Here is a 10,622-nt window from a genome sequence, read left to right as displayed (position 1 = left end):
CGGTACGGAGGGCTTCTTCCACACGGGGGAACCGAGACGGGTTCGGTACCCCAGCGAGCGACATATCCGTGCGGATACGACGGCCCAGCCGCACCCTGTCAGCCGCCGTCGACACCGACGTACCCGTATGCGCCGCGAGCAGCTTCTGCACCGTCGCAAAACCCAGCCTCACCGTCAAACGGTCGTCCCCTCGGGTAACCTCGCACCGGGCATCCACTGTCAAAGCGAACTCGACCCGCAAAGCATCAACCAACTTACCAAGCCGCTCCACGAGCACCAGACCCGTCAACGCATCCGCGTCAGACAACCCAGCCACCAGCCCGTCGGCAAGCCCAGTGGGCGCGGCAGAACGGCACCCAGACAGCGCCTCGATCGAGTCGATCAGCGCGCGCATCCCATCACCCACAGACACGGAAGAAGAAGCGGTTTCGTTCATGACCCAAGTCAAACACCAACCACTGACATTCACTCACCTTCGACGTGACGGTCGACGCGGGCACGAAAAAGCCGTCGGCCCCGAGCGAACGCGAGGCCGACGGCCGGTGGAGCGAGACTCGAGTTAGGCCTGCAGCGAAGCCTCGAGGTCGATCGTGATGGTGACGTCTTCGCCGATCATTACGCCGCCGGCCTCGAGGGCTGAGTTGAAGCTCACGCCGAAGTCGGTGCGGTTGATGACAGCCTTGGCGGTGAGGCCCAGCTTGTAGTTGCCGTACGGGTCGGTGATGAATCCGCCGAACTCGACAGTGAACGTGACCTCTTTCGCGACGCCGCGAATGGTCAGCGTGCCGGTGACGAGCAGGTCGTCTTTCTCAGCGACGACGCCGTCGGAGACGAACGTGATGGTCGGAAACTCGGGGGCGTTGAAGAAGTCGTTGGTGCGCAGGTGGCCGTCGCGGTTCGGGTCGCCCGTGTTGATCGACTCGACCTCAGCGGTTGCGGTGAGCTTGGTGTCGAGGGGGCTCTCGCCGGTGACGAAAGTGGCGTCGAACTTCTCGAACTTGCCCTTGACCTTGCTGATGAGCAGGTGACGAACGCTGAACGAGACCTCGCTGTGGCTGGGGTCGATGGTCCAGGTGCCTGCTTTGTGCCCGGGAATCTGGTACGTGTCAGTCATGGTTTCTCTTCTCTAAATAACCGAAAGGGATGAGGGCAGACCTGCCCGCATCTATACAAATGCATCGAATCGCCGGTTTATTCCCGCAGAGTGAGAGAGTTTATTCATGGCTGACTCGACAACACGCGTAGATTTCTGGTTCGACCCCTCATGCCCGTGGGCGTGGATGACCAGCAGATGGGTCGACGAAGTGGCCGAGCATCGCGATCTCGACGTGTCGTGGCACATCATGAGCCTCGCCATTCTGAACGAGAACAACGACGTCTCAGAGAGCTACCGAGCGTTCTTTCCGCGGGCTCTGCGCTATGCCCAGCTCGTGACGGCGGCGAAAGAGCTGCACGGCGACGCGGTGATCAAGCCGCTGTACGACGCACTCGGCACGCGCATTCACTTGGGCGATCGTAAGGATGTAGATGCCGTGATGGCCGAAGCTCTCGCCGAAGCGGGTTTACCAGCCGAGCTCATCGAGCACGCGCCGGCCGACCCCGCCGAGCATCCATTCGCGTTCGAGAAGCAGCTGCGCGAGTCGCACTTCAGCGGAATCGATCTCGTGGGTCAAGACGTGGGTACTCCTGTCGTCAGCGTGAACGGAGTCGCTTTCTTCGGCCCGGTGATTTCGCCCGCGCCGAAGGGCGAGCAGGCTCTGGTGTTGTGGGACGGCGTGGTCGCCGCGGCGAGTTACGACGGGTTCTTCGAACTGAAGCGCAGTCGCACGCGTGATCCGATTTTCAGCTAGTGTGCAGATTCACAAGCCAGTCGCGCCCGGCATTTTCGCAACCGTCGCCTAGCGTAGAAGAATGATCCGTTCGGCGCGCCTCCTCGCCGGGAGTGTGCTCGTCGTTGTGGCCGCTCTCGCGTCGCCGTTGACCGCGAACGCGGCGCCAGGCGCGCCTGCAACGTCGGCAGCGTCGGCAGCGGCAGATTCGGCAACCGCCGCCCTCTCTGCCCCCGTGGTGCTCGCCGACTACCCCAGCTGGGATGACGTCAACGCCGCCGAGCAGAACGAAGCCGCAAAACAGGCCGAGGTCACGAACATCAATAGCCTGCTGAGCGGTCTCGAAGATCAGGCCGCCCAACTCGGCGATGAAGCCGTGAAGAAGGGCAACGACTACCTCAAAGCCGCGGCAGAGCTTCAGTCAGCCACCCAGGTCGCCGACACCGCGAACCAGCGCGCGAGTGACGCCGAAACCAAAGCAACGGCTGCCAAACAGCAGGTCGGTCAACTCGCCGCGTCGCTCTATCGCTCGGGTGGCGATTCGAGTGCCGCCCTGCTGCTCAGCGACAGCAATGCCGATTCGCTGCTCTATCAGCTCGGCACCATGAGCAAGCTCACCCAGCAGTCGGCGAAGCTCAACGAGATCGCCACCTCGGCCCAGAACCTCGCCACCACGCTCAAAGACCAGGCGACCGTCGCCGAGACGGCGCGCCAGAGCCTCGCGGCGGCAGCCCAGCAAGCGGCCGACGATGCGAAGGCCGCGCAAGAGGCCGCTGACGCTCAAGTGGCCGATCAGAAGGCGAAGAGCGACGTACTGTACGCCCAGCTCGCGGCGCTGCAGAACACCACGGCTCAGATCGAAGAGTCGTATCGGCAGGGTCAGGCCGAGGCTGCGGCGATCGCTGCTCAGAACGCCGCCGCAGCGGCCGCGGCAGCCGCGGCGAGCAGCTCGGGGTCGAGTTCAGACTCGAGTTCGGGGTCGGGCTCGAGCGAGGGTCTGCCGCCCGGCTCGGTCATCGTCGACCCGGGTGCCGCGCAGGCGTACGCCGCGAGCCGGGTCGCAGCCATGGGCTGGGGCTCAGACCAGTTCTCCTGCCTCGTCAGCCTCTGGAATCGCGAGTCGGGCTGGCGAGTGAACGCGTACAACGAAGACGGCGGTGCGTACGGCATTCCGCAGTCTCTACCCGGAAACAAAATGGCCAGCGCCGGTTCAGACTGGCGAACGAACGCCCAAACCCAGATCAACTGGGGTCTCGCCTACATCAAAGGCGTCTACGGCTCCCCCTGCGGTGCGTGGGCTCACTCGCAGAACACGAACCCGCATTGGTATTGAGCCGTACCGAGTCGGTCTGAGCCGTACCGAGTCGGTCTGAGCCGTACCGAGTCGGCCTGATCTGGCCCAGGTCGGCCGCGGGCGCACTCCGCCGCGAGCCTCAGTGGCTGAACACGTCGTTCAGCGTCACCGTCTGAAGCCCACGGCTCCGGATGATCTGCAGCAGCTGCGGAAAAACCTCTGTCACCGGCATGAAATTCAAGTGCCCGATCACTACGTGCTGGGGCAAGAACCACTGGTTCGCAAACCCCACGAGCTGGTCGTCGGTGATCAGCCCCGAGTCAGACAGCGATCCGTACCAGAGCACGGGGGTGGTGTAGCCGATGCTGGCGGCGAGGTGGTCGGTGTGATGATTGCGAAAGCCGTACGGCGGCCGGTAGTACGGCCGAGCATCCACCCCGTAGGTGCTCATCAGGAAGTCGTGATTCTTCTGCAACTCGTCGATGACGTCGTCGTCGCTGATCGAGGTGAGGTCGGCGTGATCCCAGGTGTGGTTGCCGAGCTGAATCTGGCCGCTTTTCACGAGGGGGCGCAGCAGGTCGGCGTTTTCGGTCCAGCCCGGGTAGCTGCCGTTCACGAAGAAGGTGAGCCGGGTGCCTGAGCTCTTGGCGAATTCGACGTATTTGCGAATGACATCGCTGTTCGAGCCGTCGTCGACCGTCCAGGCGAGCAGGTTTCCGTCTCCGGGAAGGTCGGTCATCACGCCGTCGGGAATGGGTACCTTCACGAGAGCGGGCGCCGTTGCCGTGGGGGTCGGTGTCGGAGTGGGGGTGGGGGTGGGGGTGGGCGTCGGGGTCGCAGTCGGTGTCGGTGTTCGCGTGAATGTCGGCAGCGGGCTGACCGGCCGAGCGATAGGTTGAGCCTGAGGCGCGCACGCGGTGAGCCCCAGTGTGGAGACCCCCGCGGCAGCCAGAGTGAGAAACAGTCGACGGTCCACTCGTCGACAGTATCGGCTGAAAGGTCATTGATGAGCGATGTTCACACCCCCCGTTCGGGTCAACATCGGTCGCTTTTCCGTGCGCTCGTGGCTGCCTGCCACCCAGGGCCCACCGTCGCGGTGACTCTGCTCTCGGTGGTGCTCGGCATCGCCATTGGGCTGACTCCGCTGCGCGTGGGCGAGGTGGCTCTGGCCGTGTTGGCGGGTCAGTTGGCCATTGGATGGTCGAACGACTGGCTCGATGCGCGGCGCGACGCCGAAGTCGGGCGGCTCGATAAGCCCGTGGCAACGGGGGCGGTTCGGGTGCAGACCGTGCGAACGGCGTTCATCGTGGTGACTCTCGCGGTCATCCCGTTGTCGTTTGTGCTCGGAGTCGCGGCGGGCGTCGCCCATCTCGTGCTCGTCGCCTCGGGCCTCAGTTACAACCTGGGGCTGAAGAAGACGGCGCTCTCGTGGCTGCCGTATGTGGTGAGTTTCGGGCTGCTGCCGCTGGTGGTGACGCTCGCGTCGACTCCTCCGCAGCGAGCGGCCTGGTGGGTGATGGGCGCCGGCGCGCTGTTGGGGCTCGCGGCGCACTTCGCGAATGTGTTGCCCGACCTCGACGACGACCGGGCCACCGGGGTGCGCGGCCTGCCCCACCGGCTCGGCCGAACTCCCTCGGGGCTCGCCGCGTTCGGTTCGCTTCTGGTGGCGTCTGCTCTCGTGACGTTCGGCGCCGGCCGTTCGCTCGGCGATGTCGGGGTGGTCGGTCTCGTCGGCTTCGCCCTGGAGGTGATGATCGCGGGCGTCGGAGTGTGGCTGGTGCTGACAAGGCCGCCGGGGCGGCTGCTGTTTCAGCTGATCATCGCGAGCGCGCTGCTCGCGGTGGTGCAGCTCGCACTCTCGGGCTCGAGCCTGATGGCCTAGGCCGCGACGAACTCCCGGAGGGCGTCGAGCAGAACCTCCGGGGTCTCCATTTGCGGCACGTGGCCGGTGTGCAGCAAGAGTTCGAAACGGGCATCCGGAATCGCAGCGGCAAACGCCCGCCCATAGTCGACGTCGCCGATGCGGTCTGCCTCGCCCCAGAGAACGAGCGTCGGCACGTCGATGCCGGGGAGCCGGCCAAGCAGCGTGGGGTCGACCATCCGCTTGCCGTAGAGGGCGAGTGATGCGCGGTTTGCGGCGAAGATCTCGCGCGCAGCGGGCGGCAACGCCGACGGGTCGAGGCTCGGCGCCTTCGACGGGTCGTACCAACTGAATTCGGCGAGCTGGGTGGGCGCGAGATCTGCGGCAACGGGGTGACCTTCAACCTCAATGCCCACCGAGTCGACCAGGGAGACGCGGCCGACTCGGGGCGAGTGCCTTAGTGCCAATTCGGCCGCGATCCAGCCGCCCATCGAGTTACCGATCACCGTGGTGTCGTCGAGCTCGAGCGCGTCGAGCAGGCCGGCGTAGAGCTCGGCGAGATTCTCGACCGAGGTGAGCGATTCGGGCCGCGGGGTGCCCCCGAAACCGGGGTGCACGGGCACGATTACGCGAGTGCCGGTCTCTTCGGCAAGCAGATCGGCGAATGCGGCGACCGAATTCGGGCCACCGCCGCCGTGCAGAATGACGATGGGCCGGCCGGTGCCGCGCTCGTCGATGGTGAGGGGTACGTCGCCGAACGAGGTCGAGATGGTGAGTGAAGTCGAAGTTGTCATGGCTGCAACTCTATATCCACATGTTTAGATAGGCAACAACTTTATATAAACATATTGACTCAAATGGAGTAGAGTGAAGAACATGACCATGACGATTCCCGAACTGGGCCTGGCGGTGAAACGCCTGCAGGTGAAACATCACCGTGCTGCGACCGAGGGACTGCGGCCGCTCGGCGTGACCCTGGTGCAATGGGATGCCCTGCGGCACCTGCACGAGAACCCCGGCGCATCGCTGCACGACCTCGCCGTTCTCACCTTTCAAACCGATCAGGCGTTCGGAACCCTTGCGGCGCGGCTTGAGTCTCGCGGGCTGATTCGGCGCGTGAATGGCGCCGGACGGGCGATTCGCCCCGAGCTCACCGACGAGGGCGAGCGAGTGTTTGCCGAGGGCCGAATGGTCACCGAGCGTGCGGTACGGGCATCCTTCGCCCCCCTTGATGCCTCTGAGCGCGCCGCGCTGGGCGACATGCTCGAGCGGCTGCTCGCCGCGTAGCGCCTAGAGGCTGGGCCCACGCTGGCCTCAGGCTCCGACCGCGACGTCGGCGGGCGGAGTGGCCTAGTGGCTCGTCACTCCCAGAACGCGCACCACCGCGATGCCCTGCTCGGCCGAGGCCACGAGGTCGACCTCGGCGTCGATGCCCCAGTCGTGATCGCCTTCTGGGTCGTCGAAGGTCTGCCGCACGAGCCAGACGCCGGGCTGCTCGGTCACGCTGAGCATCGACGCGCTTCGGGCGGCCGCGCCGGTGCCGAGGTGGTCGTATTCGCTGAAGTACTCGTCTAGGGCATCCGCCCAGCCCTCGGCGGTGAAGCCCGAACCCGAAGCCGTCTCGAGTTCGCCCAGCTCGTCGATCTTGTCGAGCGCCGCGAGCTGAACGCGCCTGAAAAGCTCGTTGCGCACGAGAATGCGAAAGGCGCGCAGGTTCGACACCACGCTGTGCGGCGCAGGCGGCAGCACGGCCGTCACCCTACGCGCGACACCCGTCACGAGATCAGCCTCGCCTTGCACCTCGGTGGGGTTCGTCAGCTCTTCCCACTCGTCGAGCAGGCTCGAGTCGACCTGGCGCACGAGCTCGCCGAGCCATTCGATGAGGTCGAGCAGGTCTTCGGTCTTCGACTCATCGGGAATCGTCGCGCGAGCGGCCCGAAACGCGTCGGAGAAGTACCGCAGCACGAGCCCCTCCGACCGGTTGAGCTTGTAGTAGCCGATGTAGTCGTTGAACGTCATCGCCCGTTCGTACATATCACGTACCACGGTCTTGGGGCTGAGCTCGAAGTCGCCCACCCAGGGCTGCGACGCCTTGTAGATCTCGAAGGCCGCGTCGAGCAACTCCTCGAGCGGCTTCGGGTGCGTGATCTGTTCGAGCAGCTCCATGCGCTGGTCGTACTCGATTCCCTCGGCCTTCATCGCTGCAACGGCTTCGCCTTTCGCCTGAAACTGCTGGGCCGAGAGCACGGGCCGCGGGTCGTCAAGAGTAGCTTCGAGCACCGAGATCATGTCGAGCGCGTAGGTGGGGTCTTCGAGATTCAACAGCTCGAATGCCGCGAGCGCGAACGGCGACAACGGTTGGTTGAGCGCGAAATTCGGTTGCAAGTCGACGGTCAGTCGGATGCTCACCCGCCCGTTCTGGTCAGGCTCACTCTGCTCGACAATGCCCGCCGTGCGCAGCGTTCGATAGATGGCGAGCGCCTGGCGCTCGAGTTCGAGCTGCCTGGATCTGGGTTCGTGGTTGTCTTCGAGCAGCTTTCGCGTTTCGCTGAAAGGGTCGGGCTGTGGGCCTTCTGGCCCGGGGCCCCGCCCGATGATGTTCAGCAGCATCGCATGGTTGATCTGCATGCTCGACGTCAGCGTCTCGGGCTCGGCCGCGATCAGCCGGTTGAAGCTCGGCTCACCCCACGAGACGAAGCCCTCGGGCGCGCGTTTCTTCACGATGCGCTTGATCTTCTTGGGGTCGTCACCGGCCTTCGCCACGAGCCGCGCGTTCTCGGTCTCGTGCTCGGGCGCCTGGCACACCACCGTTCCAGCGGTATCGAATCCGGCGCGACCCGCGCGACCCGCTACCTGGTGAAACTCGCGTGCGGTGAGCTGGCGCATCCGGGTGCCGTCGAACTTGGTGAGCGCGGTCAGCAGCACCGTGCGGATGGGCACGTTGATGCCCACGCCGAGGGTGTCGGTTCCGCAGATGACGCGCAGCAGGCCGCGCTGGGCGAGCTGCTCGACCAGCCGGCGGTACTTCGGCAGCATGCCGGCGTGATGCACGCCGATTCCGGCGCGGATCAGCCGCGACAGGGTGCGGCCGAAGTTCGTGGTGAAGCGGAAGTCGCCGATCGCGTCGGCGATCTCGTCGCGCTGCTCGCGGCTGACGATCTTCACGCTCGAGAGCGCCTGCGCCCGTTCGAGCGCGGCGAGCTGCGAGAAATGCACCACGTAGATGGGTGCTTGCGCAGTTTTCAGCAGGTCTTCGACCGTTTCGTGCACGGGCGTTGTGGCGTAGTAGTAGTTCAGCGGAACGGGTCTCTCGACCCCGGTAACCACTGCGGTTTCACGGTTGGTGCGCTTCGTGAGGTCTTTCGACAGCCAGCTCACGTCGCCGAGCGTCGCCGACATGAGAATGAACTGCACCCGCGGCAGCGTCAGCAGCGGAACCTGCCACGCCCAGCCGCGTTCGGGGTCACTGTAGAAGTGGAACTCGTCCATCACGACTTGGTCGACTGGAGCATCCGCGCCGTGCCGCAGCGCAATGTTGGCGAGAATCTCGGCGGTGCAGCAGATGATCGGAGCGTCGGCGTTGACGCTCGAGTCGCCTGTGACCATGCCCACGTTTGTGGGGCCGAAGATCTCCACGAGGGCGAAGAACTTCTCACTGACGAGTGCCTTGATGGGTGCGGTGTAGAACGTGCGGCGGCCGTCGGCGAGCGCCGCGAAGTGTGCCGCGACGGCCACGAGCGACTTGCCGGTGCCGGTCGGAGTGCTGAGGATCACGTTGGCGCCCGAGACGATCTCGATGATCGCCTCCTCCTGCGCCGGGTACAGCGTCAGCCCGCGACTCGCCGTGTACTCGGTGAACCGCTCGAAGAGCACGTCGGGGTCTGCGGGCTGCCGGTTCGTGGCCCCGCTGGCAGCCCCGCTCGCTCCGGCTCCGGATGCCCGGCCATCGGTCTCGGGCACGTAGTTCACCAGCGAGACGAGCGAGTCGAGCTGGGCATCCGTCATTGTTCGAGCGTACGCGACCACGCGCCCCGCAGCCTCGCACCCTCGCTACCCCGACGAGACAAGCTCTTCGAGACGAGAGAAGCCCGCGCAACAGCGTCTCTCGTGCGTACCGGCTTCTCTCGTGGAGCGTGGCGCTCGAGTGCGGCGAATCGAGCGGCCACGGAAGAACTGACTACTACGGCGAATCGGATGCGACGGCGATCACCATGTCGTCGAGATTGGGCAGTGCGTGGGTGAGTCGGTGACGGGCGTCGCGCACGATGGCGGTGGCAGCGCCGACCGTCGTGTCAGCCACGGCGATCTCGGCGGCGCCCTGCAGCCGGTGTCCGACCCAGCGCAGCTGAATGCGCGTGACACCACGCACACCGGGCGTTTCTTCGAGAGCGTGCTCGGCGCGGTGCAACAGTTCGGGTTCGACGCCGTCCATAAGACGGCGCCCGATGCTGCGCACGGTGCCCCAGAGCAGCAGCAGAATCGAAACGGCGATGAGCAGCCCGACGAGGGGGTCGGCGAGCGGAAACCCGAGCATCACACCGACGGCCCCGAGCACCACCGAGAGCGAGGTGAGGCCGTCGATGCGGGCGTGCACGCCGTCGGCGACGAGCGCTGCCGAACCGATCTTGCGGCCGACACTGATGCGGTAGATGGCCACGATTTCGTTGCCAGCGAAGCCCACGACACCGGCCACGATGACCCAGCCGAGGTTGGTGACCGTCGCTGGGTGAAAGAAGCGCGTGATCGCCTCCCACCCGGCGATGACGGCCGATAGGGCGACCACGGCCACGATGAAAAGGCCCGCGAGGTCTTCGGCGCGGCCGAACCCGAACGTGTACGCGCGCGTGGCCGCACGGCGGGCGAGAACGAACGCGATCCACAGTGGAACGGCGGTCAGTGCGTCAGAGAAGTTGTGAATGGTGTCGGCCAGCAACGCGACCGAGCCGCTAACGATGAACACCCCGAACTGCACGAGCGTCGTGCCGAGCAAAATGAACAGGCTGATCTTGAGCGCCCGCACCCCCGCCGCGCTCGCCTCGAGTGCGTCGTCGATCGAGTCGGCGGCGTCGTGGCTGTGCGGCACGAACAGCTGAAAGAAAAACCCGCGCACGCCTGTCGGGTGGGCATGCTCGTGCGGATGTTCGTGGTCATGATCGTGCCCGTGGCTGTGCCCGTGTCGATGCTCGTGATCGTGCGTGTCGTCGTGGGTGCGCGGTGCGGGCTGGGCGGGCCGAGCATCCGGAGCGTTGGTCACTCGGCGTGCTCCGCGTGGTGGTGACGCGGGGTGCCGCCGAGGGAGTGTTCGGCCTGGAAGATCGCGTCGCTGACCAGCTTCGATGCGTGCTCGTTCTCGAGGCGGTAGTAGACCTTCTGGCCGTGCTGGCGCGTCGCGACGATCCGCGCGAGGCGCAGCTTCGCCAGGTGTTGCGACACCGACGCGGGGCTCTTGTCGACGATGTCGGCCAGGTCGTTCACCGAGCGCTCGCCGTCTCGCAGCGCCAGAATCACCCGCACACGCGTCGCATCGGCGAGCATGGCAAAGATCTCGACGGCCAGCTCGACGAATTGGCTGTCGGGGCTGCGCCCACATACCTGCTTATCTGCATCCATACGCAAATACTAATATTTCGGATCGATC

At 65.4% G+C, this 10,622-nt stretch carries 11 protein-coding genes; 4 read left to right on the top strand and 7 right to left on the bottom strand.

Annotated features, from left to right (window positions below; all coding sequences use genetic code 11):
• Together IEX24_RS18320 and IEX24_RS18315 are read right to left on the bottom strand one after the other, a co-directional pair.
• Positions 1-436 (bottom strand): hypothetical protein (locus IEX24_RS18320; protein WP_188680962.1); only part of this gene is annotated, 436 nt, incomplete at its 3' end.
• Between the two features lie 123 nt (positions 437-559).
• Complete coding sequence (locus IEX24_RS18315) at positions 560-1,114, bottom strand: YceI family protein (protein ID WP_188680960.1); 555 nt, start codon at positions 1,112-1,114, stop codon at positions 560-562.
• A gap of 106 nt (positions 1,115-1,220) precedes the next feature.
• On the opposite strand from IEX24_RS18315, the gene IEX24_RS18310 reads away from it, so the two are divergent.
• Positions 1,221-1,850 (top strand): mycothiol-dependent nitroreductase Rv2466c family protein, encoded by a 630-nt coding sequence (locus IEX24_RS18310; protein WP_188680958.1) that lies wholly within the window; start codon positions 1,221-1,223, stop codon positions 1,848-1,850.
• A gap of 61 nt (positions 1,851-1,911) precedes the next feature.
• On the top strand, positions 1,912-3,162 hold the full coding sequence (locus IEX24_RS18305) for a coiled-coil domain-containing protein (protein WP_188680951.1): 1,251 nt from the start codon (positions 1,912-1,914) through the stop codon (positions 3,160-3,162).
• 100 nt (positions 3,163-3,262) lie between these two features.
• Here IEX24_RS18305 and IEX24_RS18300 read toward each other — a convergent pair whose 3' ends face one another.
• Entirely contained in the window at positions 3,263-4,099 is an 837-nt protein-coding gene (locus tag IEX24_RS18300; protein ID WP_188680950.1) for a polysaccharide deacetylase family protein, read from the bottom strand.
• A gap of 30 nt (positions 4,100-4,129) precedes the next feature.
• Here IEX24_RS18300 and IEX24_RS18295 point away from each other — a divergent pair, with 30 nt between their 5' ends.
• Positions 4,130-5,005, top strand: a complete 876-nt coding sequence (locus tag IEX24_RS18295) for a UbiA family prenyltransferase (protein ID WP_188680947.1) — start codon at positions 4,130-4,132, stop codon at positions 5,003-5,005.
• On the opposite strand, the gene IEX24_RS18290 is transcribed toward IEX24_RS18295, so the two are convergent.
• Entirely contained in the window at positions 5,002-5,778 is a 777-nt protein-coding gene (locus IEX24_RS18290; RefSeq protein WP_188680946.1) for an alpha/beta fold hydrolase, read from the bottom strand. The two genes, IEX24_RS18295 and IEX24_RS18290, sit on opposite strands and share 4 nt — an antisense overlap.
• An 82-nt stretch (positions 5,779-5,860) precedes the next feature.
• Between IEX24_RS18290 and IEX24_RS18285 the strand changes: the two genes are divergently transcribed.
• A complete protein-coding gene (locus IEX24_RS18285; RefSeq protein WP_188680944.1) occupies positions 5,861-6,271 on the top strand; it encodes a MarR family winged helix-turn-helix transcriptional regulator in 411 nt (136 codons plus the stop codon).
• Positions 6,272-6,334: 63 nt separating this feature from the next.
• Here the strand turns inward: IEX24_RS18285 and IEX24_RS18280 are convergent, their stop codons facing one another.
• From IEX24_RS18280 to IEX24_RS18270, 3 genes are all read right to left on the bottom strand, one after another.
• Positions 6,335-8,989, bottom strand: a complete 2,655-nt coding sequence (locus tag IEX24_RS18280) for a DEAD/DEAH box helicase (RefSeq protein ID WP_188680942.1) — start codon at positions 8,987-8,989, stop codon at positions 6,335-6,337.
• A 175-nt stretch (positions 8,990-9,164) separates the two neighbouring features.
• Entirely contained in the window at positions 9,165-10,238 is a 1,074-nt protein-coding gene (locus IEX24_RS18275; protein ID WP_188680940.1) for a cation diffusion facilitator family transporter, read from the bottom strand.
• Positions 10,235-10,594, bottom strand: a complete 360-nt coding sequence (locus IEX24_RS18270) for an ArsR/SmtB family transcription factor (protein WP_188680938.1) — start codon at positions 10,592-10,594, stop codon at positions 10,235-10,237. The genes IEX24_RS18275 and IEX24_RS18270 overlap by 4 nt, the downstream gene beginning before the upstream one ends.
• Positions 10,595-10,622: the final 28 nt, after the last annotated feature.

Origin of the sequence: Subtercola lobariae, from assembly GCF_014640255.1 — a bacterium.
Taxonomy (GTDB): Bacteria; Actinomycetota; Actinomycetes; order Actinomycetales; family Microbacteriaceae; genus Subtercola; species Subtercola lobariae.
This window is presented reverse-complemented; position numbering and strand designations above follow the sequence as displayed.

What these genes read in the sequence shown, in the direction of transcription:
- IEX24_RS18285 (WP_188680944.1), top strand. Translation starts at nt 5,861, where the DNA reads ATGACCATGACGATTCCCGAACTGGGCCTGGCGGTGAAACGCCTGCAG.
- IEX24_RS18310 (WP_188680958.1), top strand. Translation starts at nt 1,221, where the DNA reads ATGGCTGACTCGACAACACGCGTAGATTTCTGGTTCGACCCCTCATGC.
- IEX24_RS18290 (WP_188680946.1), bottom strand. Translation starts at nt 5,778, where the DNA reads ATGACAACTTCGACTTCACTCACCATCTCGACCTCGTTCGGCGACGTA.
- IEX24_RS18280 (WP_188680942.1), bottom strand. Translation starts at nt 8,989, where the DNA reads ATGACGGATGCCCAGCTCGACTCGCTCGTCTCGCTGGTGAACTACGTG.
- IEX24_RS18270 (WP_188680938.1), bottom strand. Translation starts at nt 10,594, where the DNA reads ATGGATGCAGATAAGCAGGTATGTGGGCGCAGCCCCGACAGCCAATTC.
- IEX24_RS18315 (WP_188680960.1), bottom strand. Translation starts at nt 1,114, where the DNA reads ATGACTGACACGTACCAGATTCCCGGGCACAAAGCAGGCACCTGGACC.
- IEX24_RS18305 (WP_188680951.1), top strand. Translation starts at nt 1,912, where the DNA reads ATGATCCGTTCGGCGCGCCTCCTCGCCGGGAGTGTGCTCGTCGTTGTG.
- IEX24_RS18295 (WP_188680947.1), top strand. Translation starts at nt 4,130, where the DNA reads ATGAGCGATGTTCACACCCCCCGTTCGGGTCAACATCGGTCGCTTTTC.